Below are 26,780 nucleotides of genomic sequence, written 5' to 3'. Positions count from 1 at the left end.
CGGCTCGGCACGAACGCGGGCGGCGCCGTCACGGCGGCCGTCGCCTTCGGCGTCGCGTGGCTGCGCAGCTTCGCCGGCGGCATCTTCCGCCGCGGCCGCCTGGCGCCGCTCGCGCTCGTCTGCGCCGTCCTCGTCTGCGCGGGCTTCGCCGCGCTGTGGCTGCTGAACGGCGCCGTTCCCGCGGACGCCGGCCGGCAAAGCCACATCGGGCGGGCGATGAACGCGCTCGGCGACGGCCGCTTCGACTGGATCGCGGCGCTGATCGTGCGCAAGCTGCAAATGAACGCGCACCTGATCGGCGTATCGGCGTGGACGAAAGTGCTCGCCGCGGGCTTGCTCGTCATGGCCGTCGCCGTCGTCCGCCCGAAGGGCGCGTTTCGGCGCTGGGAAAGCCGGTACCCGCATTTGATGAACGGCTTCATCGCGATCGCCGTCGGCGCCGTCGCGGCGCTGGCGTTCAACGATTCGGGCATCGTGGCGGCGGGGACGATGATCGTATATGCCGCCGTACCGATGCTGCTGCTCCGGCTTCAGGAGGACAGCCGCTCCCAATCCGCGTAAAGCCGGTCCAGCTCGGCCTTTTTGCTTTCGAGGTCGGCGTTTACCTTCTGCACCGCGACATAGTCGTTGTACACGTCCGGGTTCAACAGATCGGCCTCCAAAGCGGCAATTTCGCCTTCGGCCGCTTCGATCGCCTGCTCCAGCTGCTCGATTTTCCGCTGACGGCCCCGTTCCTCGCGCTTCAGCTGCTTTTCCGCCTCGTAATCTCTCGGCCCGGCCGCCGTATCGGCGGCGATTGCGCCGTCCCGGACGGCGGCCCCCGCCGAAGCGGCTCCCGACGCTTTGGCCGCGGCGGATTTGCCCGTCGCCGCCTCCGCGGAACGCTCGGCCTCGAACGCGGCCAGCTCGCGCTTTTTCTCGACATAGTCGTCGTAGTTGCCCAAATAATCGTCGATGCCGCCGGCATGCAGCTCTAGCATCCGGTCCGCCATTTTGTTCAAAAAATAACGGTCATGGGAAATGAACAGCAGCGTGCCTTCGTAATCGAGCAAAGCGGCCTCCAGCACTTCTTTGCTGAACAGGTCGAGATGGTTCGTCGGCTCGTCGAGGATGAGCACGTTCGCCTGCTTCAGCATCAGCTTGGCGAGCGAGACGCGCGCTTTTTCGCCGCCGCTGAGCGAAGCGATTTTTTTCAGCACGTCTTCGCCGCTGAACAGGAAGCTTCCGAGCACGGTGCGGATGCGCACTTCCTCCAGATGGGGATACTCGCTCCACAGCTCCTCGAGCACCGTATGGTCCGGGTTCAGTCCTTGCTGCTCTTGATCGTAATAGCCGATCGTCACGTTCGTCCCCCAGTCGTACGTGCCGGCGTCCGGCTTCTTTTGGCCGGTCAAAATTTTGAGCAGCGTCGATTTGCCGATCCCGTTCGGACCGATCAGGGCGGCCATATCGCCGCGCCGAAGCTCGAAGGAGACGCGCTCGAACAGCACCCGCGTCCCGTCGTATGAGGCCGACAAGTTTTGCGCGCGAAGCACGTCCTTGCCCGATTGCCGCTCCGTTTCGAACCGGAACGACGCCCGTTTCAGCTCGCCGGCCGGCTTGTCGAGCCGTTCCATTCGCTCGAGCGCCTTGCGCCGGCTTTGCGCCCGCTTCGTCGTAGTGGCTCGCACGATATTGCGGCGGACGAAATCTTCCATGCGGGCGATTTCTTCCTGCTGCTTTTCGTAATGCTTCAGCTCGATCTCGTATTCGGCCGCCTTCAGCTCCATATACCGCGTATAGTTGCCGGTATACCGCTTGCAGCGCGTGCGCTCGATTTCGTAAATGACGTTCGTCATCGCATCGAGGAAAAAACGGTCGTGCGAAACGACCAGCACCGCGCCCGCATAACCGCGCAAATAATCTTCGAGCCACGTCAAAGTCGGAATATCCAAATAGTTGGTCGGTTCGTCCAGCATGAGCAGGTCGGGCTCCTGCAGCAAAAGCTTGGCGAGCGCCAGCCGCGTCTTTTGCCCGCCGCTCAGCGTCCGTACGATCGTCGCCGGATCGAACGATCCGAAGCCCATGCCGTGCAGCACGCTGCGCACGCGGGTTTCGATGCGGAACCCGCCCCGCTCGCGGAACTGGTCCGATTTGACCGAGTACCGGTGCAGCACATCCTCGTACGCTTTCCCGTTCTCGGCCAATCGGGGATCGGCCATGCGCGCTTCGAGCTCGCGCAGCTCCCGCTCCGCTTCGAGCAGATCGGCGAAAACGCCCATCATTTCGTCCCAGATCGAACGGTCCGACTGCAGCCCGCTGTTTTGCGCCAAATAGCCGATGCGCGTCTCCTTGGAGCGGAATATGTCGCCTTCGTCCGCCGAAAGCTCGCCGGCGATAATTTTGAGCAGCGTCGATTTGCCCGCGCCGTTTACGCCGACTAGGCCGATCCGGTCGCGTTCCTGGATTTGCATGTTTATATTCGACAGCACCGTTGTCGTGCCGTAATGTTTGCCGAGTCCGTTTACTTGCAAAAGCATGTCCGCGTCTTCCTCCGAAATGATGCTTGTTTGCGGGAGCGTCGGCCGCGCTTCAGCAAGCGCGGGCCCGCATCCCGGTATAACCCAAGTTTACCGATGGGACCGTCTTTTGTAAAATGACAGTTTCTATAGAAGCGAACGTTCGGACGATGCGGGACGGGCGTCCGGCAAATGCAGGCAGGTCGGACCCGATCGGAGCGACGGCGACGTCACCATGCTTTTCCGAACGGGAGAAACCGGCACGCAGCAGGCCAAAACGGCTCCGGACGCCGCTTTTTCTTCCCGCCGGTTGTATGATAAACTGAATACGAAATGGTCGCACAGCAGCCAGAAAGAAGGAAAAAACGATGACCGCAAAAGCGCTGAAATCCGAGCTGCGCAAACGGGCCGAAGCGGCGAGAGCGTCGCTTGCCGAAGCGGAGCGCGCCGCATATTCGGCGACCGCCTGCCGCGAAGCGATCCGGATGCTGGAAGAGCGCCGGAGCCTCGTCACGGACAGGTCGTTTACGCTGTTCAGCTACGTTCCGTTTCGCACGGAGCTTGACGTGACGCCCGTGATGGATTGGTGCTGGGAACGGGGAGGGCGCGTCGTCGCGCCGAAAGTGATCCCCGACCGGAAGCTGATGTCGCTGCACGTCATTCGGGGGATGGACGATCTGGAAGCCGGCAAATGGGGCATCCGCGAGCCGGGAATGCTCGCTCCGGTGCTCGCCGACTTGTCGGAGATCGACGTGATGCTCGTTCCGGGACTCGCCTTCGATCCCGAAGGAGGCCGCCTCGGCTACGGCGGAGGCTATTACGACGCATTCGTGCGCAGATGCAACGAAAATGCCGGCCGGGAGCCGTTCAAGCTGGCGATCGCTTTCGACGTGCAGATCGTCCCGCAGGTGCCGATGGACGACCATGATTTTCGCGTGGACGCCGTCGTGACGGAACGGCGCGGGTGGACGATCGCCCGGTCCGACTGAAGCTTTCGGAGAGCGCCGGCGTGCGGAGGACCGAACCGTACGGAAACAATCCGGAATTTATCTTTTCTTTAGGAAGCAAAAAAAGGACATGGCCCCTCGAGTGTCGAAGTGAAAAGAACCGGCGTGAGTGAATCGCGCTTCTATAAAAAAACCGTAACAGCCGCTGCACGAAACAGCATTTTACCGCTGCCTGACGCCGACAAGTTCCGAAACTTATTTTTGAACCAGGCCTATTCATGCAACGTTTGAACGAAAGAGGGGTGACGGGATGACGGACTCGTCCGGTCTCACTCATTTTAACGGCGAAGGCCGCGCCCGAATGGTCGACGTTTCCGGCAAAGCGGAAACGAACCGCACGGCGACCGCCCGCACGACCGTAACGATGCGGCCGGCTACGCTGGACGTCATCAAGCAGGGCAAGGCGGGGAAAGGCGACGTGCTCGCCGTCGCCCAGGTGGCGGGCATCATGGCCGCCAAAAAAACGTCGGACTGGATTCCGATGTGCCATCCGCTGCCGCTGACCGGAATCGATATCCGTTTTTCCGACAACGGTGCGAACGAGCTGGTGATCGAAGCGACCGTCAAGACAAGGGGGCAGACCGGCGTCGAGATGGAGGCGCTGACGGCCGTTTCGGCTGCCGCGCTCACCGTATACGACATGTGCAAGGCGCTCGAAAAAGAGATGAGCATCGGACCGACCGTTCTACTCGCCAAAACGGGCGGCAAAAGCGGCGATTTTTCGCGGAGTGAAACGTAAACGTCGTTAAGCGGCATGCGGGGCTTTCATCCGGCATGCAGATTGCCGGAATGCCGCCGACGTAGTTCGAAACTGGGGAGGGAAACGCTGATGCGCTGGAAAGTTGGCCTTTTAACGGCAAGCGACCAAGGTTCTCGCGGCGAACGGGAAGACACCAGTGCACAGGTGATTCGCGAACTCGTGGAGGAAGAACTGCAGGGGGACATAATCGAATACCGGATCGTTCCGGACGAGAGCGACGAAATTATCGCCGCGTTGATTGAAATGACCGACTATTACAAAGCCGATCTGATCTTGACGACCGGCGGCATCGGAATGGGACCGCGGGACGTTACGCCCGAGGCGACGCTTGAGGTGATCGACCGCCAGGCGCCCGGCTTTGCCGAAGCGATGCGCGCCGCCCTGATGCAGAAAACCGGAATGGGCATGTTGACCCGGGGCGTTTCCGGCATACGCGGCCGAACGCTGCTGCTCAATCTCCCGGGCGACCCGAAAGGAGTTCATGAGTGCATGGCGGCCGTCATGGATCAGCTGCCCGCGGCGCTGGCGCAAATTCGGGGCAAAGGGGGCGATGAGTGACCGATGGGCAGGGAGAGCGTGCTTCGGGAAGTGAAGGTCGACGATGCGGTCGGGCTGCCGCTCGCCCACGACTTGACGCGCATCGATCCCGGCCGATTTAAAGGAATCGCGTTCCGCAAAGGTCATCTGATCCGCGAGGAAGATATCCCCGAGCTGAAGCGGATCGGCAAAGAGCACATTTACGTGCTCGAGCTCGGCGACGGCGACGTGCACGAGGACGACGCGGCGATCCGAATGGCGCAGGCGGCTTGCGGGTCGAACTTGCAGCCGTTCGGACCGGGCGAAGGGAAAGTGCTGCTCAAGTCGGCGATCCGGGGACTCGCTATGATCGACCGGTCGTTCATCGACGAAGTCAACTCCATCGACCAGCTGGCGATGGCGACGCTGCCGAGCCATACGGTCGTCTCAAGCGGGCAGTCGGTCGCCGGAACGCGGGCGATTCCGCTGATCGTTGCCAAGGAGAAGGTGGAGGCCGTCGAACGGCTGGCTCGCGAGTGGCGCGAACGCCATCTGGGAGAAGGCCCCATATCGGTGAAACCTTTTCGAACAATGCGGGCCGGCCTCATCACGACGGGCAGCGAAGTGTATAATGGACTGGTTGAAGACCGATTCGGCCCCGTCGTCCGGAAGAAGCTGGAGGCTTTCGGTTCGTTCGTAGCCGAGCAGCGGTTCAGCACGGACGACGCGTCGGAAATCGCGGGGCACATTCGATATTTCGAGGAGCAGCAGGTCGACCTGATTTTGGTAACGGGCGGAATGTCCGTCGACCCCGACGACCGCACGCCGGGCGCCATCAAGCAGGCGGGTGCGCGCATCGTCAGCCACGGGACGCCGATGCTGCCCGGCTCGATGCTGCTGGTCGCCTATTTGGGCGCCATTCCGGTTGTCGGATTGCCCGGCAGCGTCATGCATGACAAATTTACCGTGTTCGACGTTTTGCTGCCGCGAATATGTGCGGGCGAAACGATCGAGCGTCAAGCGATTACCCGGCTCGGCTACGGCGGCTTGTTCGCGGATAGAGGGTAGGGGAAAAGGAATAACGCAAGGCCAACTCATTTTAGGAGGGAATTGACATGCCTAACATCGGCGCAACCGGGTTCATTTTGATCATTTTGGTGGCCCTTCTGTTGTTCGGTCCGAGCAAGCTGCCCGAGCTCGGCCGCGCCTTCGGCCGCACGCTGCGCGAGTTCAAAAACGGAGCCAAAGAAATTATGGAAGACGTCACGGACGGCAAAGAAACGAAAGCGGAGCCCGCCGCCAAGCTGGAACCGGCCAAGACGGAGCAGCAGCCGGTCGTTCAAGCATCGTCCGGGGCGCAAGCCCAAGCCGCTCCCGCTCCGAGCGCCGACAAAAGACTCCCCGACTGAGCCGGGGGAGTCCGAATCGACCGGGAAGACCCGCGGCGCAACCGCCGCCCCCATTTAAACGGTGAGGTTGGTGAAAGTTGGTGCAAGAACATACGGCATCCTTGGTTGAGCATCTGACCGAGCTCCGCAAACGGCTTATTTGGGTTGTCGCCGTCCTCGTCGTGGCAATGATCGGCGGCTTTTTTGCGGCCAAGCCCATCATCGTCTATTTAATGCATACGGAGCCGGCTTCGAGCATTGTCTCTTTGAATACGTTTTCCCCCTGGGATGCGATTCGGCTGTATATGCAGTTTTCGTTCGCCATCGGCCTCGTCGTCACGCTTCCTTTCGCTTTGACGCAAATTTGGCTGTTCGTCAAGCCGGGCTTGCACGAGCATGAGCAGAAAGCGACGCTGCGCTATATTCCGGGAGCCGTTCTGCTCTTTTTGCTAGGGTTGTCGTTCGCCTATTTCGTCATTTTCCCGATGGCGTTTTATTTTACGTCGACGGTCACGAAAAGCTTGAGCTTGACGGAAACGTACGGCGCCGCGCAATACTTTTCGTTTATGTTCAATATATTGATTCCGATGGCGCTTCTGTTCGAGCTGCCGGTCGTCGTCATGTTTTTGACGAAGCTGCGCATTCTCAATCCGGCCCGCTTGAAAAAGCTGCGCCGGTACGCTTACTTGGTGCTGGTCGTCATCGCGACGTTCGTGACGCCGCCGGACTTCATCTCCGACATTTTGGTCGCCGTGCCGATGATCCTGTTGTACGAGATCAGCATTATGCTGTCGGCGAAAATTTACAAGGTTCAGCAGGAACAGGACAAGCAGTGGCTCAGCGAAGCGGAGCAGGCCTAAACGGAGTGTTCCCTTTTTTTGAATAGAAGGGAGCGGGCGCGGATACAATAGCCAAGGTGTGGAAAAAACGGGAGCGATTAAAATTTTATGAAATGCGTCAAAAATACTTGCAAAGCACCCGTGAAATGATTAATATAAATATTGTTATTAGCACTAACCACAATCGAGTGCTAACAAACCTTCAATCCCAATCACTTTAATCGAAGGAGGCAGTTTTCTCATGATCAAACCGCTCGGTGATCGCGTAGTTCTTGAACCTATTGCCAAGGAGGAGACTACAGCTAGTGGTATCGTATTGCCGGACTCGGCAAAAGAAAAGCCGCAAGAAGGCAAAATCGTTGCCGTTGGCAGCGGCCACTTGAAAGACGGACAACGCATCGCATTGGAAGTCAAAGAAGGCGACCGCGTTCTGTTCTCCAAATATGCCGGCACCGAAGTGAAGTTCGAGGGCAAAGAACTGCTTATTTTGCGCGAGAGCGACATCCTGGCTGTATTGTCCTAAGAAAACGCCGTTTTCTTTAGCGTGCACTGCAACCGGTAAACTATACTTAAGCAACATTTGGGAATTGCCTTGTGATCCACCAAAACAATTCGGGAGGTATCCGATACATGGCTAAGGAAATCAAATTCAGTGAAGACGCTCGCCGGGCAATGCTCCGCGGTGTCGACGCTTTGGCTAACGCGGTTAAAGTAACGCTCGGACCGAAAGGGCGCAACGTCGTACTCGAGAAAAAATTCGGCAGCCCGCTGATCACGAACGACGGCGTAACGATCGCCAAAGAAATCGAGCTCGAAGACGCGTTCGAGAACATGGGCGCTCAGCTTGTTAAAGAAGTCGCTACGAAAACGAACGACGTCGCCGGCGACGGAACGACGACCGCTACCGTTCTCGCTCAAGCGATGATCCGCGAAGGCCTCAAAAACGTAACGGCCGGCGCTAACCCGATGGTAATCCGCAAAGGCATCGAGAAAGCCGTTAAAACCGCTGTCGAAGAGCTTGCGAAAATTTCCAAGCCGATCGAAGGCAAACAATCGATCGCCCAAGTCGCCGCAATCTCCGCAGCCGACGAAGAGCTCGGCCAGCTGATCGCCGAAGCGATGGAGAAAGTGGGCAACGACGGCGTCGTTACCGTAGAAGAGTCCAAAGGCTTCGTGACCGAACTGGAAGTTGTCGAAGGCATGCAGTTCGACCGCGGCTACCTGTCCGCTTACATGGTTAACGATACGGACAAAATGGAAGCCGTTCTCGACAATCCGTATATCCTGATTACCGACAAAAAAATCTCCAGCATCCAGGACATTTTGCCGGTGCTCGAGAAAGTCGTTCAATCCGGACGTCAGCTGCTCATCATCGCGGAAGACGTCGACGGCGAAGCTTTGGCGACGCTCGTCGTGAACAAGCTGCGCGGTACGTTCACTTGCGTAGCCGTTAAAGCTCCTGGCTTCGGCGACCGCCGCAAAGCGATGCTCGGCGATATCGCGGCCCTGACCGGCGGTCAAGTGATCACCGAAGAGCTCGGCCTCGACCTGAAATCGACGACGGTCGAATCGCTCGGTTCCGCTCGCCAAGTTCGCGTATCCAAAGAAAACACGATTATCGTCGACGGCGCAGGCGACAAGAAAGACATCGGCACGCGCGTCGCTCAAATCCGCGCTCAGCTCGAAGAAACGACTTCCGACTTCGACAAAGAGAAGCTGCAAGAGCGTCTCGCTAAATTGTCCGGCGGCGTAGCCGTTATCAAAGTCGGCGCTGCAACCGAAACCGAACTGAAAGAGCGCAAGCTGCGCATCGAAGACGCCCTGAACTCCACTCGCGCTGCTGTGGAAGAAGGTATCGTTTCCGGCGGCGGTACGGCTCTCGTGAACGTCTACAACGCGGTAGCCGCGATCTCTTCGTCCGGCGACGAGCAAACGGGCGTTAACATCGTCCTGCGCGCTCTGGAAGAGCCGATTCGCATCATCGCTACGAACGCAGGCCAAGAAGGCTCCGTCATCGTCGACCGCATCAAGAAAGAAGCGGCAGGCATCGGCTACAACGCGGCCACCGGCGAATGGGTCAACATGTTCCAAGCCGGCATCGTCGACCCGACCAAAGTGACGCGTTCCGCTCTGCAAAACGCAGCTTCCGTTGCGGCTATGTTCCTCACCACCGAGGCCGTCATCGCCGACAAGCCAGAAAAAGAAAAAGCCGCTGCAATGCCGGATATGGGCGGCATGGGCGGTATGGGCGGCATGATGTAATCCCCGCTCAAGAACCCTTAAATATCAAGTAGAGGTCCTCTCAGAGGGCCTCTTTTTTACGTTTCCGATTAACCAAGACTAAGGAATATATGTTGATATTGACGCCGGAGATTGCGGTGTGCGGAATTGCTGTTACTTTTCCGGTTATACAACGAGTTTTAAATTGAATAGGCAATGCTTTTTTTTGCAAATTTAAGGAACTATCAATGTATATGACATTTTTTGCTCGTATATAGTTATATTTTACCATGTAAATATATGTAATTATAGTATAATCATTCTTGTAGAGTCGTTGGCCAACGGATTATCTACAATTTCGGTATAGGGGTGTTTTATAATGAGATTTTTGAAAAAGCGTTCTATTGCCACAATCCTACTGGCTCTGGTCCTTGTTCTTAGTTTTACTTCATCAGCTTTTGCAGATTTCTCGACTAGGATGACGAACCCGGAAGGTACGAAGACTAGTCCGACAGCAATGGAGGGTAATACCGATCAAATCTTTAACTGGCTGCATCCATCCAATACTACACATTATCGTATGATTATTACGTCACCATTCAGCTCAACAGATACCGGAATCCAACCGCTGTACTCCAGTATCCCGCCGGGCTCCAATTACGGCCATATTATATTGTCTGCTTATTTGTGGAATTCTCTTCCTAGGTTTACGGATATTCAGGTTGTGATATTAACTTATCATTATAATCCAAGTACTGGCGTTTACGAACAAAACGGCATTGATGATGCCTGGTTCTGGATTGTACCAGAATCTGAAGGTTAATAGTCGATTCGGATACTTAACAGGAAATATTCAGCCCTTGCACAAGTGCAAGGGCCTTCATTAACGCCGTTAGCAGACGCAGAAGCACTAGATTTTTAATATAGAAAAAGCGTCTGCAAATTCATTTGGAATTCGCGACGCCTTTTTCTAATCTCAAGCAAGTATATCGTGAAGTTTATCATGTTTCATCATCCTATGTGCAATATCCGGTCTCTGGCGGCACTGTTTTACCGATTTTTGAGCATCTCGATGTCGGCTTTCATTTTGAACTGCTCCCGGTTCAAAATTTCGATGCTGAACTGTTGGGCGATCACTTCGTTTTTCGCTTCTCCGAACCGATCCGTGATCTCGGAACGGATTCCTTTTTGTCCGCCTTTTAAGATTTGGAACTCGGTCCGGGCTTCCTCGCGGAATTGTTTGAATTCCGTTTCCAAACTATCCAATCGAGATTCTACGCTATCCAGTCGAGTTTCAACACGATCCAACCGAGATTCTAGGCCGTCCAATCGGTTTTCGATCCGATCTAGCCGTCCTCCGATTCCTTTCAATTCGATCAAAATTTGGTTCAGCAATTGGTCGCTCACGTATGTCCGCCCCCTTTCAGCCTTTCTACCATCTATTTTACTATAAGCGATCGTTTTTGGCGATATTCGACAGATCTCTGTTTCTTGAGAGAGATAGAAAAGCCACCAGTCGTCTCGAGGAGACGCTGATGGCCCTGCCCTTAATCGATAAATTCCAGGGTCGACAGCACTCGCTTCAGCATGGCTACGGTTTGAGCCCGTGTCGCTGTTGCGTATGTTTCCAATGTATCGTCTGTCATTCCTTGCACAAAGCCTTTCGAAATTGCTTTTGCAATTTCTTTATGCCCCCAGACGATTTCGTTCGCATCGTCGTAACGAGAGAGCAGCTTCGATTGCTCGGAAGAGTCAACCGTGATTTGCCCGCCGGCATAAGCGTAGGCTCTGACGATAATGGCGGCAAGCTCCTCGCGTGTAATCGGCGCGTTCGGACGAAAGGTACCATCCTCGTAGCCGTTAATAATTCCGGCTTTGGCCGCTGCGGCGATCATACCGGAGTACCAGCTGCCCAGCCCCACGTCGGAAAAGTATGTGCCGTCGTTTACGTCGACGAGCCCGAATGCGCGCGTAGCGAGCGCTACGAATTCAGCGCGGGTAACGCTGCGCTCCGGTGCGAAGGACGTTTCGCTCATCCCTTCGACGATGAGTTTGCTTGCCAGCAGCTCGATATCCGTTTTCGCCCAATGCGACGCAATATCGGCAAACTGCTTATTCAATTCGACAACGGTATAAATACTGTTGCCGGTCCGCCAGAACGTTGCTTTTGTCGACGAGATCGATCCCGGAACGAAGCTAAGCAGGTTCGTATCCGGATTGTATAGAGCGATCGTAGCGGATTGCGTCGGTGCCGTCGTAAGCGGAATATCCCGTTTTACGTACATATCGAAGTTAGGGATGTTCGTTTTAACGCCGGTTTTATTGGCTACTGAAAAACTCATTTCGTATGCCGGAGAGAGCGCCTTGCCTCCGATCGCTGCAATTGCCTTCGTTACGGCTTCAGCTACACTGCCTGTTAGTACCTTGATGCCTACATGAATGCTCATGTCGGCTATCTCGGAATTGATTTTGTCGGCCAGCTCCTCCAGGTTGAATGCGGATAGAGGCAGATGGTAAGTGCCGTGATCGGTTACGATATGAAGAAGGGATTTTGCCCTTGCGCCTTCCAAGGCGGAAGCCGGAATGGAAAGATTATCTCCCGTTACTTTGATCGTAACCTCCGTGTATTTGGCCAGCGCCGCTTTCAGCTTATCGGCATCTACGGTACCGTCTACCGCATCGATCGTGTCGCTAACGTCGCCGGGTTGACCGGAGCCGTTATTGCCGCTTCCGCCGCTGCCTTCTCCGCTTCCGCCTCCAGTGCCGCCGGATGAGCCGCCACCGCTGCCATCCGTGCCGGAGCCGCCGGAGCTTCCTCCATCCCCCGGATCGGGATTGGAGTTATCCGGTTCGCGGTACAGCATTCCGCTTACCTCGTTTGCGCCATACTTGAAGTAGACGGCATCGTATACGGAATCGATTACGGTAGCATCCGGAATCGTATAAACCGATACGCCGTTTTCATAAGTGGCGTACGATACAGTCACATCTTGGAGGTGTTGACCGTTTGCGGTATACACGCCAAGCGTCACTGTCGGCTGGTTATAGACAGCTTGGCCAACCGTACCGTCGAAACGGATTTGTCCGGATAATTTGCCGTCGCTCGCAAACGAACCGTTCACGACGATGGCCGCGGAAGCCAAAACAGGAACGAGCATCGATACTAGTAATAGTGCGGCAGCAAAAACGGAAGCTCTTTTCAATAAATGAAACTTGGACATTACGGTCTCGCTCCTTTTCGAATCATTACTCATTTCGCCTTAAGTTCACCTCCTTTCATAGAAGTACCACTACCATTTAACCAATAGAATTACTTTCGAAACAACAATGGCGAAAAACGAGAAAAAAGAAAACCTTGCTTCCAACTAGGGAAGACAAGGTTTTCAGCTAGTTCGAATCGATTAGTCGATGAAATTGACTTCGGACAGGAAACGTTTCAGCATAGCGGCCGTTTGAGCACGGGTAGCTTGTCCGTACGTTTCCAGCGTCGTATTGGTCATACCGTCCATCAGTCCCGCTTTAACCGCTTTGGCGACTTCAAGATGACCCCATACGATTTTGTTGGCATCCGTCCACTTGGACAAAACTTGGGATTGCGTGGAAGCGTCAACTTCAATTTTGCCGCCCGCATATTCATACGAACGAACAACCATTGCGGCGAGCTCTTCGCGAGTGATTTGCGCGTTAGGACGGAAAGAGCCATCCTCGTAACCGTCAACCAGGCCGGCTTTCGCTGCCGCATTGACAACACCCGCATACCAGCTGCTGGAGCTTACATCGTTAAAGTAAGTCGTACCCGATACCGTGTTCAGGCCCAGCGAACGAACGACCAGTGCCGCAAATTCGGCTCGAGTGATGTTGCGATCCGGTTCGAACGTCGTATCCGTCACGCCATCGATAATCAGCTTGCTGGCGAGCAGTTCGATGTACGATTGTCCCCAGTGCGATTTGATGTCGTTAAACGATTTGCTGAGTTCGATTACCGTATATACGCTGTTGCCGTTCCGCCAAAACTCGGCTTCCGTCTCGGAGATCGTGCCAGGTACGAAGCTGAGCTTTTTGTCGCTCGGGTTGTACATGACGACGGTAGCCGTTTGAGCTGCTGTGCCGGTCAACGGAAGTGCGCGTTTCACATAACGATCGAACGAATCGATAGATGCCTTTTTGCCGTTGGTTTTGCCTTCAACCGACAATCCGAAATCGACTGCATCGGCAAGCGATTTGGCGCCGAGTGCGGCAACCGCGTCGGCGACCGCTTTCGCGTCATCGCCCGAAAGCTTTTTAATGTCGACATTCAGCAGCAGATCGTTTACCGTAGACTCTACCGATTTCGCCAAAGCTTCGAAATCGAATGCATCGAGCGGAAGGAAGTAGGCTCCGTGATCAGTCACGATCTTCAGGATCGAACCTTCTTTAGCGTTCAACAGACCGGATACCGGAATCGATACATGATCGCCGGATACTTTGATCGTTACCGTCGTGTACTTCTCCAGCGCGCTCTTCAGTTCGCTCGCAGTAACGGTTCCGTTTAAGGCTGTGATCGTATCACCGCTGCTGGAGGAGCCACCGCCGCCGCCACCCCAGCCGCCGCCGCAGTACGTACAACCTGTCGGAGGTGCGGGTTGACGGTTAATAACGGTTGTTTTGTCAGTTATGTCATCGTCACTGTATTGGAAGTACACTGCGCTATACACAGAAGGAATTACCGTGTTATTAGGGAGCTTGTAGTAAGACTTTCCATCGCTGTAAGAGTCATATGTGACGGTGACAACATCGATTAGTTGACCGCCTGTCCCGTACACAGAAAGTTTAACATCGTCTTTACCGTATACGGCATCCCCAACTTCACCATCAAAATATACTTGACCGGAAACTACTCCATTAGAGTTAAACGTACCGTTAAAGTACATAGCCGCAGAAGCCAGTACCGGAACAAGCATGGATATAATCATAAGGACAACTAGAAAACTGGATGTCTTTTTGAGCAGCGTTTTGTTATTCGACAAGTGTCTCCCGCTCCTTTCCTCTTTCTTTCTCTTTAGCTTGCTTGGGAATAGGCTTGGCCCATTCATGTTCAGCTCACCTCCTTTTCAAATATTGCCACCTTCCATTTCCCTAAATATATATGTTCGATCATATGGAACAAGAATAAGGGGGTTGGAAGAAAAATTCCATATATGAAATATAAAGAAAAACGGACTTAAAAATATGAGCAACGACGAAGATTTTGAAAAGAAAAAAACCTCGCATATTCCGTTAGGAATAGCGAGGCATTGATCAGGAAAAATTAGTCAATGAATCCCACTTTCGACAAGAACCGTTTCAGCATCGTAGCCGCTTGAGCGCGGGTAGCTTGACTGTCAGTCTCAAGAGTCGTATCCGTCATGCCATTTACCAAACCGGTAGACAACGCAATTGCAACTTCTCTTTGACCCCAAACGATGTTGTCGGAATCGCTGAATTTCGATAAAGCTTTTGTAATCGAAGCTTGGTCGATCGCAACTTTACCATCTGCAAACTCGTAAGCGCGGACAACCATAGCCGCCAGTTCTTCGCGAGTAATTTGCGCTTGCGGACGGAACGTACCGTCCTCATAGCCGTTAACGATACCTGCATAGACAGCGGCTCCAACTGTACCTGCAAACCAGTCGGACGACTTCACGTCGCTGAATTTTGCGCCGCCTGCTACAGGAGTCAGGCCAAGGGAGCGAACGACCAGTGCCGCAAACTCTGCACGGGTAATGTTGCGGTCCGCTTGGAATGTCGTGCTGGTAACACCGTCCACGATCAGCTTGCCTGCAAGCAGTTCGATCTCGTCTTTCGCCCAGTGGTCGGCGATATCGCTGAACGTTTTGCTGTATTCAACGACCGTGTACACGCTATTGCCCGTACGGTAAAATTCGGCTGTTGTATCCGAAAGCGAACTCGGTACGAAGCTGAGCGTTTTCGTATCCGGGTTATACAGAACGACAGTGGCGTTTTTACCAGGTTTCGATTTCAACGGAATCGAACGCTTCACATAATCGTTGAAGGAATTGAAGCTGACTTTCTTGCCGTCTTTTCCTTCGATCGTGATGCTGAAATCGACCGATTCTGCAATTACTTTACCGCCGATTGCTGCTACAGCATCCGTTACCGGTTTTGCTGCATCGCTGGAAAGCTTTTTGATGCTAACCGTGATCTTCAGATCGCCGACAGCAACGCCGAGCTCTTTTGCCAATGCATCAAGATTGAACAAAGAAAGCGGGAGCACATAGGTACCATTATCGCCCTTAATGATAAGAGTCGAACCCGATTTCTTCGCAGCATCTACAAGAGCGGAGACCGGAATCGTCACTGTTTCGCCTTTAACTACCAAAGTAACCTCGGCTTTGTTTGCAAAAGCGTTCTTCAACGTAGTTGCATCAACTTGACCGTTCGTTACATTGATCGATCCGTCGGAGTTGGTCGGGTTGGTGGAGCCTCCAGGACCGCCAATACCGCCTCCATAACTTCCTGTAGTAGCAGAAGTATTCAACGGTTTCGATGCGTTGCCGAGCGAGTCGACAGCATATACGCTAAAGGAGTACGTGGTGGAAGATAAAAGGTTAGAAACGTTATAATACGTTTGGCCCGTTACCGTACCCAATACTGCAGAGCCTTGGTATACTTTGTAACTAACGGTATTGTTATCTTGCGCAGTCGGCCAGTTTAACTTCAGGGAGGTTTGAGTCACGCCTGAAGCGGTCAAGTTTCCAGTTCCCCATTCAGGTGCCTTAGAGTCGTAAACTGCTTGGGATACGCCGCCATACACTAGCGTGACATATTCGTAGGCGGAGTCGGAAATGGACGAGAAGTTCCATTCATATACGCTATCAGATACGTACACGGCTGGCACAACTCCAAGCAAGGTACCGTCTGGCGAAAAGAAGCTTACCGAAACACCGGCAGAGTTATATGTATCCGAATAAACCGATCCGGACACATTTTTACCGTCAAATGTCGCATTGATTCTAGGGGCACCAATTGCAACGATCGGCATCAACATGGAGATCAACAAAACCGCAGCCAGTAGTTGCGAAACCTTTTTCATCGTCAGCTTGGACATATATGGGTTCCTCCTTTCTCTATTATTTTTTGTTGAATTTTGTATTAACATAGGTTAAGTACTCACCTCCTCTGCTAATCTATTTTACTGGATGGAAGAACTTTTGGAAATATCTAATATTTGAAAAAAACGAAAAGCCGCGCATTATAGCGCGGCTTTTAGCATTTTGTCGATTTCGGCCTGTTCGTTGGGCTTTTTGGCAATCAATTTGTTATAAAGATCCTGATCTGCCTTTCCTTGTTTCATGATTGAGACCAGGTATAATCTGACAAGCAATTGCGTTTTGGCATCATCGAGATTACCGCCTATAGAACCTTTCAATATACTTTCAGCAGCAGCATTGTCGCCGCGAGCGATATAGATTTGTGCAGCTGCGGATAAAATGTCGGGAGTCATGACAAAAGTTGCACCTTGCAGTTGTCCCTTCGGCAAAGTTTCCAGATGCTTCACTTTTTGTACGACGGTATTATACGCTTCAATTACTTTATCGGCATATGAATTGGCTAACGTTTTGTTTGATGCTTTTGTCTGATCGTAGAGCATCAGGTTTAAAGTAGCAGATTGTTCGTACAAAGAGTTATCCCATGGGAATTTTTGCAGACCTACTTGGATAAGATCCATGATCTTCGCCTGATCGTTTTTTAACGTATACAATTGAAGTTCTTGCCCAAACAGTATTTTGTTATTTGTTTCGTAGCGTTTGGTATGCTGCAGTAATTGAATGGCCTCATTGAAAAAATTCTCGTCTTTGTTTTGAGAATATAATTGCGTTAGAAATCCCACTTTTGTTGCTACGTAGTCCGGATGATCCGGTTTCTGTTTCAAGGCTTCGTTCAAAGGAGTCATAACGTCCTGAAGCGGCTTCTGGGCTGCTGCATTATTGAGCGACAACGCATATTTGTTATTTGCACTAAATTGGATGGCGGACATAATAAAGGCTACAACGGCTACAGCGCCAAGAACTAGTGGATAGGCAATCCGCACTTTAGTGAGCAAGGGACGTTTTGCAAAAGATAGTTCGTCAGAAGATAGGCCGGAAGCCATCCCGCCTAAACAAAGATACACAAGCGCCGCGATAAAGGCATAGCTCATTTCGAAGTCGATTGCACTATGGACAAGCAAAGAAAGAGCGATAATGTAGAAGATAAATTTATCCGTACGAGAGGATTCATTTCCTCTAATATAATTACGAATGTACTGGTAAAAAATATATAACAGGAAGATGGCCAAAATAAGAATTCCAAGCGTCCCGACTTCAATCCAGAATTGCAGGAAGAAGTTATGCGCTTGTCGGCTCGTATACGGGTTGTTTTGGTATTTTTCGTACAAAGCCGCCCAACCGCCGCCGCCTGCGCCGAGAACCGGATGATCTTTGATCAACTTAAAGGCATCTTTATAAAAGGTGGCTCTTTCCAAAACGCTATGCTGCTCGAAATTAATATTGTCGATCCGTTGTTCCAACGTATCCGGCAGCATTTTGCGAATCGGAGAATCGCTGAGCAAAATATAAGCGCCGATTAATCCAACAACAAGAGCGACGAGCGGCAATACAAATGCCGAGTATTTGAAAGATAACCAGGATATCGGCTTATCAAGAAAACGTTCCGCCGCAAATTTTTGAATAAGAACAACGATCGCTGCGAGCCCTAAAGTTGCAATAAGGAAGGTAGTCCAGCCTTGCAGCACCTTCGGATCGGACAGACTCAGCAGCGTAACCTGATCCGCTCCCGTACGAGTTGCCAGAACCCGTTTCACAATGTCATTGCCTAATGCGTCCATTCGATCCGTAATGGCTAGGGATGCGAGAGCCGATAAGACCAAATAGAGGAGGAATAGCAATTGCTTCTTAAGCGATATGAAGGGCAATACCAGAAGCAATATGACTGGCAATACAACAAGCCCGCCGCGCGAAAGCGTAAGAAAAAACGACAGCAAAATCGGTACCAGCATCACGCTATGCAGAATAATGGCAGACCAAGAACGCGAATGAATGAGAAGATACAGCCCCGCGAAAAGCAAAGCCATCAAAAATGCTGCATAAGCATTGGCATATTGAAACACGGAGGTCATTCGCAACCCTTGATCGGTCAACATAACTCCATCTCTGGAATAAGCGTTGCCGAGCAAATTAAGTATCCCGTAAATCACAACGGCATATCCGCAGATCATAATGGAGTTAACAAGGATGGCATTACCCCATTTATTTTGGGTCAAATAGATACCTAAAATGAAAAACGTGGCGTACATAATTTCAAGCAACATCATTTTCGTCGATAAATGCGACGACGCAGCAGTAAAAGAAGAAAGTACGTATGCCAGGGGGATTAACCAAACATACAGCGAAAGCAAATCCGCACGGTTTTTCAAATTCCATCGATTAAAGAAAAAAATCGCAGCCAAAAGCAGAATGATCGAGCACCAAAGAACCGCGGTAATGATCGGCCGCTCAAATGAGTTCACCGCGTAGACTTGGTTCGACTCGCCATTGAATAATGCCGTTTGAAATGCCGAGAAAAACATAAAGAACACGACAAAAAATAGCGTGAGCCAGTAAAGCATAGAAGATGTTTCATTATTCTCGAGACGCGTTTTCGTATTAGTACTTTTGCCATATACCGGTCGACTCATTTTGTCAAATTACCTCGTTTCTCTTCTCCTTTATACGACAATGATTTTATCAAAGCGGAATTATAAAAGAAAGAATAAAGATTTATGGAGGATACTATCGGCTCTTTGCACTCAGCGCATCGTGAATAAAATCCATGATCTGCTTTTTAAAACGGTTTTCGTTGAAACTATCGGCATGATCGCGGATAGCAGCCGGATTAAGGTTAAGGTTTTGAAGTCGGTTTAGAGCTTGAATCAGACTTTCAACAGTCTGTTCATCGAAAAAAACGCCTGTGACGCCATCCTTAACCGTTTCCAACGCTCCTCCTTTACCGAAGGCGATAACCGGCTTTCCGTGCGCTTGGGCTTCGAGAGGCGTTATGCCAAAGTCCTCTTCTCCGGCCAGAATAAAAGCCTTACACTTCGAGTAGTGCTCATGGATTACGGCGTCTGACTGGTAACCCAACATTTTAACGGTAGGGCCGGCTAGCCTTTCAAGCCTTTGTCTATCATAACCGTCTCCAATAATAACCAAAGGCCACTCCAGTTGATTGAACGTTTCTATGACCAAATCGATTCTTTTGTAAGGAAGGAGCCTGGAAACAATAAGGTAAAAGTCTTCACTCTCTCCAAGCAAACCCGTTTGACTAAATGAAACAGGCGGGTGAATGACATGGCTATTCCGATTGTAGTACTTTTGAATGCGTTTCGATACATTATGGGAATTGCTAATATAATAATCCGGTCTTTGGGAGCTGACTTGGTCCCAAATTCGGACCTTGTGCAGGATGTACGGCAACACTCTTGAGAAAACAGGATTTGTGATTTCTTGCATGTACTGATGGTACAGATCCCAAACATATCGCATCGGCGTGTGACAGTAACATACGTGAATTTGTGACGGCGTTGTAAGGACGCCTTTGACAAACGCGCTGGATGAACTAAGGACAAGATCGTAATTTCTTAAATCCATCTGCTCGACGGCTATAGGGAACAGACCCAGCATTTTTTTATAATGATTTTTAGAAAAAGGAATGCTTTGTATAAAAGATGTGCGAATATCGGCTTCTTTGAATCTTTCAGGCATCTTTGATAAATTCGCTATAAGGGTATATACCGGAGCATCCGGAAACATCTCCATAAAAACTTCAAGTACTCGTTCCGCTCCCCCGTACTGATTGAGGTAATCGTGCACTAACGCTATTTTCATAAGATAGCCCCTTACTTACCGGTAAGTTGGAATTCAAAACATCTATATAAACTTGCTTGGTTGCTTCGGCCGTTCGTTTCCACGAGAAGTGGCTGGCACGTTCTAAGGAAAGCTTAGAGTACTTATTTCGTAAAGACTCGTCGCTTAAGAATCGATGTATTTCAGCGGCCCATCCTTCATAGTCGGTAGGTGAAACCATTACCCCGAATGAGTCGATAACTTCGGGTATAGAAGAGACGTTGGATCCAATAACGGGAACGCCACAGCCCATTGCTTCCAGAATCGGTATCCCGAATCCTTCATAGATCGAGGGCATTACAAAAAGTGTGGCTCCATTATAAATGGCCGGCAAATGTTCGTCCTCTATATAGCCCGTAAATATGACTTCCGACTCAAGATTGTTTTCCTTTATAAAATCAAAGATAGGCGAGTATTTCCAGCCTTTGGCTCCGACTATAACGAGTTTATCAGACAGAGCTGAATTTTTCCTGAAGATTAAGTAAGATTTCAAAAGGCCGAGCAAATTTTTTCTTGGTTCCACTGTGCCTACGAATAAAATGTATCGCTCGGGTAGCTGATAGTGTTGAATAACGGGAAAGTACTGCGGTTCCGGTAATTTAAAGAAACGTGTATCCGCAGCAGAGTAAATGGTAGAAATTTTATATTCCGGAACTCGAAGTAACTCTACGATGTCATTTTTTGTTTGTTCAGACACTGCGATGATATGGTCACATTTGCGAGCGCTATAAGGTACCCATTTGCTATGATGCTTATAGATTTTTTCACTAGTAGTTTCAGGGAATCTTAGAAAAGCCAAGTCATGAATCGTTATAATACTCTTACCTTTTCTGGTTGCATTATGTGTAAAGTTCGTTCCATGGAAAATGTCCGCTTTTTTAAACTTGAAAAAATCATAAGGGAAATCATATAGGAAATTTGGATTTAATAACCTTCTTATTACTTTATAGGGATACCTTTGGTTAATTATCCGACCTGGCTTCCTGTCAGTGATATCAGTCAAATTAATTCCTTTAATAATTCTATTGAATGCTAAGTATACATTTGAGTTATGGTGCGTACTCAATTCGCTATAAAGGCAGTCGATATATCGAGCAACTCCGGATTTGCTTCCTAGCAAAGGTTGGGCATCAAGAAAAATGTTCACTCGACAAACTCCTCGCATTATTTAGTTTATCTACAACAAAATTATTGGTTTTTAGACAAAATAGGAAAATTAATCACACTTAGCTCAGTACATCTGCTAAAATAACTAATGATGGTTTCCGTTCTAAACATGCAATACGAAGATCCGTCGAGTCTGGTAAATATTAAGCGGTTGAAGTGAGGATAACTCTTGTTATGATTATAACAGATATAGACGAAAGAGTAGTTTCCTATCTTTGCCTTTCCTTTAGTGTACTATAAATTCAATCAATTACAGAAAAATACTAATAAAAAACATAAATAAAGTGTTGAATTTTCACTGGAGGTTATTTTTGTGACAGTTACAGCAGTTATTATGGCAGGTGGAAAAGGCGAAAGATTTTGGCCCAAAAGTAGAACAAACTTACCAAAACAATTTTTAAACATCTCTGGATCAAAATCTATGATCCAACAGACTGTATCCAGACTTGAAAGAATGATTGATATTACTCATATTTTTATTGTAACGAACGAACTTTACGCGGAACTTATTCGAGCCCAACTACCAAATTTGCCCTTAGACAACATTATAATAGAGCCCATTGGAAGAAACACGGCTCCTTGTATTGGCTTGGCCTCTATTATTATCGAAGAAAAATTTCCGCAAAGCACGATGGTAGTGCTGCCATCTGACCATATTATCGAAAATGAAGATGGATTTACGAGGATTATCAAAACAGCGGTTCAAGTCGCACAGAAAGACAATAACTTAGTTACGCTTGGTATAAAGCCTACATATCCGGAAACAGGATATGGTTATATCGAAAGCAGCAAGGAAATGATTGAATTAAACCAAATGGAAGTATTTAGGGTAAATAAATTTGTGGAAAAACCAGACTATGAAAGAGCAAAGTCGTACTTAGAACTAGGAAATTATTATTGGAATAGCGGTATATTTGTATGGAAAACAAGTGTTATTAGACAATACATTAAAGATTTGATGCCTGATATGCACGATGTATTGGAAACAATGAAGTCGGCCTTCAAAAATTCGAACAGAGAAGAGATCGTTAAGAAAGAATTTATAAAAATGCCGGATCAATCGATCGATTACGGTATTATGGAGAAGGCCAATAATATATATGTTATTCCTTGTGTATTTGGTTGGGATGATGTTGGAAGTTGGACAGCATTGGATCGAATTAACGAACGAGACGATAATGGCAATGTAATTAAAGGCAATATTTTAAATTTGGATACGAAAAGATGCATTATCGAAAGTAATGGAAAACTAATTGCTACACTAGGTATTGAAGATCTTATTATAATCGATACCGAAGATGTTACTTTAATATGTTCTAAAGACAAAGCGCAAGAAGTCAAATTACTGCTTAAAGAATTACGTGAACAGAAGATGGAGAAATACTTATAACTTTATATAACTCTATTAATTTAGCAGAGGAGTTTGGAAATGGTAAAGAAAGCATTGATTACAGGCATTACGGGTCAAGATGGCTCCTATTTGGCTGAACTTCTTCTTGAAAAAGGATATAAAGTATATGGTCTGAGAAGAAGGACAAGCTCGCCAATTTTAGAAAATATCGAACATCTCGTTAACGAAATCGAATTTATTGAAGGAGATTTGTTAGATCAAGGTTCTTTGCTTCAAGCGGTGAAACAATCCAATCCTGATGAAGTTTATAACCTTGCTGCACAATCGTTTGTCGGCACTTCCTGGGGGCAGCCAGTGCTAACAGGTCAGTTGACAGCTATCGGGGTCACAAATATGCTTGAAGCTGTAAAGTTAATGAAGCCGGATGCAAAGTTTTATCAGGCCTCCAGCAGCGAAATGTTTGGAAAAGTGGTTGAAACGCCTCAGAAAGAAACAACTCCATTTTATCCCCGGAGCCCGTACGGCGTAGCTAAAGTATATGGACATTGGATTACTGTAAATTACCGAGAAAGCTACGATATGTTTGCATGTTCCGGTATTTTGTTTAATCATGAGTCTCCGCGTCGCGGAGTTGAGTTTGTGACCAGAAAAGTAACTGATACAGTAGCAAAAATAAAATTGGGACTACAATCAGAGCTTCGTATGGGGAATCTTGATGCTAAACGTGACTGGGGCTTTGCGGGAGATTATGTAAAGGCTATGTGGCTAATGCTTCAACAAGAAAAAGCGGATGATTTTATTATATCTACCGGGGAGACGCACACTGTTGAAGAACTTGTCGATATCGCCTTCTCACACGTTGGCTTAAATTGGAAAGATTATGTAGTTATTGACCCTAAATTTGTCCGCCCTGCTGAAGTGGATTTGTTATTAGGCGACTGCTCGAAAGCAAAGCAAAAGCTTGGATGGAGACTTGAAGTAGGATTTGAACAATTGGTTAAGATGATGGTTGATAGCGATTTAGCCCGAAATACACTTAGAATTAAAAATTAAAGGAGCATTTCCAATGAGAGCTCTAATAACTGGGGTTACTGGCTTTGTAGGGCGTCATCTCGAGCAAAATTTAATAGAAAACGGATATGAAGTATGGGGTGGAACGCGTAAGTGTTCCACCCGAATTTCTTCAGGTGAAAAAATCGTTGAACTAGATTTTTCGCAACCTCGTAAAATTGTAGATGTATTAGAGGAGCTAAAACCAAATGCTATATTTCATTTATCCGGACAAAGTTCGGTAAAATATTCATGGGATCACATTCAAGAAACATATCAATCTAATGTAATGGATGCTATCGGGTTATTTGAAGCAATAAAGAGCTGTTCGTTTAAAAATAATGTAAAGATAATTTCTTCAGGATCGTCTGAAGAGTACGGATTAGTTAGAAACCTTCCTATTTTAGAGGAAGAAGTAGCTAATCCAATGAACCCTTATGGACATTCTAAGCTTGCTGTTAGCCAAGTAATTACCTACTTCAGCAAATTCCACGGATTAAATATTATTCACACTAGAGCCTTTAATCATTTAGGCCCTGGACAAACGCTGGGATTTGTTACAAGCGATTTTGCAAAACAAATAGTAGATATTGAACATGGTAATGCTGAACCAACCTTGTATGTAGGGGATTTAAGCAGCAAACGAGATTTTACTGATGTAAGAGATATAGTAAATGCATATCGATTATTATACGAAAAGGGTGAGTCCGGACATATCTACAATATATGTTCAGGAGCAAGTATATCAATACAAACGATTCTTAATACACTTGTGTCGTACTCATCAAGATCGATTGAAATTAAAGTTGATGAAAAGAAATTAAGGCCAAACGATGTTAAAGAATATTATGGCTCTAATAATAAATTAGTCCATACAACTGGCTGGGAGCCTATCATCCCGCTAGAAACCAGTCTGAAAGATGTATACCTCTATTGGAAAAGTATACTTTATAAATGACATATTAGATCGGTGGTAAGGAAACTATTATGTTGGATAATTTGAAAGAACTGATTAGTTACAGACAGATGCTGGTTAACACAGTTCGCAGAGATTTGCGTTCAAGATATAAAGGGTCGTTTCTCGGTTTTTTATGGACATTTATTAACCCATTACTGCAATTGATTGTTTACTCTATTGTATTTCCTTACTTATTAAGAGTACAACAGGAAAACTACCCAATGTTTCTCTTTGTTGCTTTATTGCCATGGATTTTTTTTACTTCATCCGTTCAAGGGGCGACAACAAGCATAACAGCAGGAGCGAATTTAGTAAAAAAAATCTATTTTCCGAGAATAATTCTTCCTCTATCAGTCGTCTGCACTAACCTTATGAACTATATTTATGGTTTAGTTATCGTTTTTGCAGCCCTTTTACTGACAGGAGTTCATTTGACGCTTAATGTCTTTTGGCTTCCTATCATTATATTGATAGAGTTTATCTTTATTGTAGGTCTGGCTTTTATATTATCCGCGCTCTACGTTAAGTTTAGAGACCTAGAGCATATTGTAGGGGTGGTAACTTTTGTTTGGTTCTATTTAACCCCGATTGTCTTTCCTATCAGTATTTTTCCTGAACACATTGCTCAACTAATTCGATATAACCCAATGGTTCCAATTATTGAATCTTTTAGAAATGTTCTTCTTTATGGGACTCAGCCTAATTGGGGCCTATTAGCGTACTCTGTATTAGTTGGTGTAGCATTATTACTAATAGGGGTGCTTATTTTTACTAAAAGTGAAAAGACCTTCGCGGAGGATCTGTAATGAATGATCAAAATGTAATATCTATAAAAAATGTTAGTAAGTCATTTAAAATTTATCGCGATAAACCAGTAACTTTGAAAGAAAAGTTTTTGAAGTTACGAAGTAACGAATATAGTGACTTCTTTGCCCTTCGTGATGTTAGTTTGGATATTAAGAAGGGCGAAACGGTAGGATTAATCGGTCATAATGGATGTGGCAAAAGTACACTCTTGAAACTCATAACAAAAATCTTATACCCTGATAGCGGTCATATCGACGTTAGAGGTAGGATTTCAAGCCTAATTGAACTAGGTGCAGGCTTCCATCCTGATTTTACGGGTAGGGAGAACATTTATATTAATGCTTCGATATTTGGATTATCGCGGAAAGAAATAGATTCGAAAATTGATGAAATCATTCAATTTTCTGAATTGGGTCATTTTATTGAAAATCCGGTAAGAACGTATTCATCAGGGATGTATATGCGATTAGCGTTCTCTGTTGCCATTAATGTAAACCCTGAAATTCTCTTGATTGATGAAATTTTATCTGTAGGAGACGCTAACTTTCAAAAAAAATGTTTCGACAAAATCGAAGGTTTTAAAGCAAGTGGAGCAACCATTGTTATAGTTGCACATGACTTAGGGACAATAGAGAAAATTTGCGATAAGGTAGTATGGATGGATCAAGGCCACATTATAGAACAAGGTGAACCGGATAGAATTGTGAATCTATATACTCAGCATATGCATAAAAAATTTGTTGAACAAAGGCAACAAGAATATCTAGAAGAAATGACAAATAGCAATAGCCACGATAGTGAAAAGGTCGATGCAGCTTTAGATTCGATGATTTCTCAAGAAAATATTCAATTTTCAGAAGATGTAAGATGGGGCTCCAAGGAAGTAATTATTACAGAAGCAAGAATAATAAATCATAAAGGTGAACCCACCAATGTTATTTCTGCTGGCGAAGCAGTTGTCATTGAAATAGATTATAAAGTTAACGTGCCGCAAAAAGAGTATATTTTTGGAATGGGATTTTATTCGTCTGATAAGATTCTTCTTTATGGAAATAATACACAAATTGGAAAAATGAAATTAAATAACATAGATCAAACAGGAACTATTAAGTTCAAAATAAAGCAATGTAGTCTTTTAACAGGCAATTACAAACTTAATGTCGCAGTTGTCGATGGAGATCACAGAGCTTTAGACTTTATAAAATTTTATATGGATTTCTCAGTTGTATCAAATGATAAAGCGGTAGGATTCTTTTCTATAGATTATAACTGGGAAGTTAGGTAAGTCTATCATACT

22 protein-coding genes and 1 pseudogene are annotated in these 26,780 nt (G+C 48.2%); 15 read left to right on the top strand and 8 right to left on the bottom strand.

Annotation, left to right across the window (positions count from 1 at the left end):
- Positions 1–561 (top strand): annotated as a pseudogene (locus PV407_RS15235) (hypothetical protein); the annotation flags it as partial.
- Here the strand turns inward: PV407_RS15235 and PV407_RS15230 are convergent.
- Positions 531–2,519, bottom strand: coding sequence for an ABC-F family ATP-binding cassette domain-containing protein (locus PV407_RS15230; protein ID WP_332090781.1), 1,989 nt, complete (start codon positions 2,517–2,519; stop codon positions 531–533). The pseudogene PV407_RS15235 and the gene PV407_RS15230 overlap by 31 nt on opposite strands.
- Before the next feature lie 347 nt (positions 2,520–2,866).
- Between PV407_RS15230 and PV407_RS15225 the strand changes: the two genes are divergently transcribed.
- From PV407_RS15225 to PV407_RS15185, 9 genes are all read left to right on the top strand, one after another.
- Positions 2,867–3,487: a 5-formyltetrahydrofolate cyclo-ligase gene (locus tag PV407_RS15225; RefSeq protein WP_332090780.1), complete on the top strand. Its 621-nt coding sequence runs from the start codon at positions 2,867–2,869 to the stop codon at positions 3,485–3,487.
- A gap of 268 nt (positions 3,488–3,755) precedes the next feature.
- Entirely contained in the window at positions 3,756–4,244 is a 489-nt protein-coding gene (gene moaC / locus PV407_RS15220) for a cyclic pyranopterin monophosphate synthase MoaC (protein ID WP_332090779.1), read from the top strand.
- 90 nt (positions 4,245–4,334) lie between these two features.
- Complete coding sequence (locus tag PV407_RS15215) at positions 4,335–4,823, top strand: MogA/MoaB family molybdenum cofactor biosynthesis protein (RefSeq protein ID WP_332090778.1); 489 nt, start codon at positions 4,335–4,337, stop codon at positions 4,821–4,823.
- 3 nt (positions 4,824–4,826) lie between these two features.
- Positions 4,827–5,849, top strand: coding sequence for a molybdopterin-binding protein (locus PV407_RS15210; RefSeq protein ID WP_332090777.1), 1,023 nt, complete (start codon positions 4,827–4,829; stop codon positions 5,847–5,849).
- A gap of 47 nt (positions 5,850–5,896) precedes the next feature.
- The gene (locus tag PV407_RS15205) at positions 5,897–6,190 is read left to right on the top strand and encodes a twin-arginine translocase TatA/TatE family subunit (RefSeq protein WP_332090776.1); all 294 of its coding nucleotides are present in this window, start codon (positions 5,897–5,899) and stop codon (positions 6,188–6,190) included.
- A gap of 77 nt (positions 6,191–6,267) precedes the next feature.
- On the top strand, positions 6,268–7,029 hold the full coding sequence (gene tatC / locus PV407_RS15200) for a twin-arginine translocase subunit TatC (protein WP_442951666.1): 762 nt from the start codon (positions 6,268–6,270) through the stop codon (positions 7,027–7,029).
- A gap of 220 nt (positions 7,030–7,249) precedes the next feature.
- On the top strand, positions 7,250–7,531 hold the full coding sequence (groES, locus tag PV407_RS15195) for a co-chaperone GroES (protein WP_332090775.1): 282 nt from the start codon (positions 7,250–7,252) through the stop codon (positions 7,529–7,531).
- 107 nt (positions 7,532–7,638) lie between these two features.
- A complete protein-coding gene (gene groL, locus PV407_RS15190) occupies positions 7,639–9,270 on the top strand; it encodes a chaperonin GroEL (protein WP_332090774.1) in 1,632 nt (543 codons plus the stop codon).
- A 337-nt stretch (positions 9,271–9,607) separates the two neighbouring features.
- Complete coding sequence (locus tag PV407_RS15185) at positions 9,608–10,051, top strand: hypothetical protein (RefSeq protein WP_332090773.1); 444 nt, start codon at positions 9,608–9,610, stop codon at positions 10,049–10,051.
- Positions 10,052–10,278: 227 nt separating this feature from the next.
- Here PV407_RS15185 and PV407_RS15180 read toward each other — a convergent pair whose 3' ends face one another.
- The 7 genes from PV407_RS15180 to PV407_RS15150 form a co-directional block, all read right to left on the bottom strand.
- Entirely contained in the window at positions 10,279–10,494 is a 216-nt protein-coding gene (locus PV407_RS15180; RefSeq protein ID WP_332090772.1) for a hypothetical protein, read from the bottom strand.
- Between the two features lie 281 nt (positions 10,495–10,775).
- Positions 10,776–12,449 carry an S-layer homology domain-containing protein gene (locus PV407_RS15175; RefSeq protein ID WP_332090771.1) on the bottom strand — a complete coding sequence of 558 codons (1,674 nt, stop codon included), beginning with the start codon at positions 12,447–12,449 and terminating at the stop codon, positions 10,776–10,778.
- A 180-nt stretch (positions 12,450–12,629) separates the two neighbouring features.
- A complete protein-coding gene (locus tag PV407_RS15170) occupies positions 12,630–14,234 on the bottom strand; it encodes an S-layer homology domain-containing protein (protein ID WP_332090770.1) in 1,605 nt (534 codons plus the stop codon).
- 281 nt (positions 14,235–14,515) lie between these two features.
- On the bottom strand, positions 14,516–16,315 hold the full coding sequence (locus tag PV407_RS15165) for an S-layer homology domain-containing protein (protein WP_332090769.1): 1,800 nt from the start codon (positions 16,313–16,315) through the stop codon (positions 14,516–14,518).
- Positions 16,316–16,459: 144 nt separating this feature from the next.
- A complete protein-coding gene (locus PV407_RS15160; protein WP_332090768.1) occupies positions 16,460–18,943 on the bottom strand; it encodes an O-antigen ligase family protein in 2,484 nt (827 codons plus the stop codon).
- A gap of 94 nt (positions 18,944–19,037) precedes the next feature.
- The gene (locus tag PV407_RS15155; protein WP_332090767.1) at positions 19,038–20,132 is read right to left on the bottom strand and encodes a glycosyltransferase; all 1,095 of its coding nucleotides are present in this window, start codon (positions 20,130–20,132) and stop codon (positions 19,038–19,040) included.
- A complete protein-coding gene (locus tag PV407_RS15150) occupies positions 20,071–21,297 on the bottom strand; it encodes a glycosyltransferase family 4 protein (RefSeq protein ID WP_332090766.1) in 1,227 nt (408 codons plus the stop codon). Before PV407_RS15150 ends, PV407_RS15155 begins: the two co-directional genes overlap by 62 nt.
- Positions 21,298–21,630: 333 nt before the next feature.
- On the opposite strand from PV407_RS15150, the gene PV407_RS15145 reads away from it, so the two are divergent.
- From PV407_RS15145 to PV407_RS15125, 5 genes are read left to right on the top strand one after another with little or no spacing between them, the layout of a single operon-like run.
- Positions 21,631–22,707: a mannose-1-phosphate guanylyltransferase gene (locus PV407_RS15145; RefSeq protein ID WP_332090765.1), complete on the top strand. Its 1,077-nt coding sequence runs from the start codon at positions 21,631–21,633 to the stop codon at positions 22,705–22,707.
- 39 nt (positions 22,708–22,746) lie between these two features.
- On the top strand, positions 22,747–23,721 hold the full coding sequence (gene gmd, locus PV407_RS15140) for a GDP-mannose 4,6-dehydratase (protein WP_332090764.1): 975 nt from the start codon (positions 22,747–22,749) through the stop codon (positions 23,719–23,721).
- A gap of 13 nt (positions 23,722–23,734) precedes the next feature.
- Complete coding sequence (locus PV407_RS15135) at positions 23,735–24,676, top strand: GDP-mannose 4,6-dehydratase (RefSeq protein WP_332090763.1); 942 nt, start codon at positions 23,735–23,737, stop codon at positions 24,674–24,676.
- A gap of 32 nt (positions 24,677–24,708) precedes the next feature.
- On the top strand, positions 24,709–25,482 hold the full coding sequence (locus PV407_RS15130; protein WP_332090762.1) for an ABC transporter permease: 774 nt from the start codon (positions 24,709–24,711) through the stop codon (positions 25,480–25,482).
- Entirely contained in the window at positions 25,482–26,768 is a 1,287-nt protein-coding gene (locus PV407_RS15125) for an ABC transporter ATP-binding protein (RefSeq protein WP_332090761.1), read from the top strand. The genes PV407_RS15130 and PV407_RS15125 overlap by 1 nt, the downstream gene beginning before the upstream one ends.
- Positions 26,769–26,780: the final 12 nt, after the last annotated feature.

Origin of the sequence: Paenibacillus sp. GYB003 (genome assembly GCF_036577625.1) — a bacterium.
Classification (GTDB): Bacteria; Bacillota; Bacilli; order Paenibacillales; family NBRC-103111; genus Paenibacillus_AB.
This window is presented reverse-complemented; position numbering and strand designations above follow the sequence as displayed.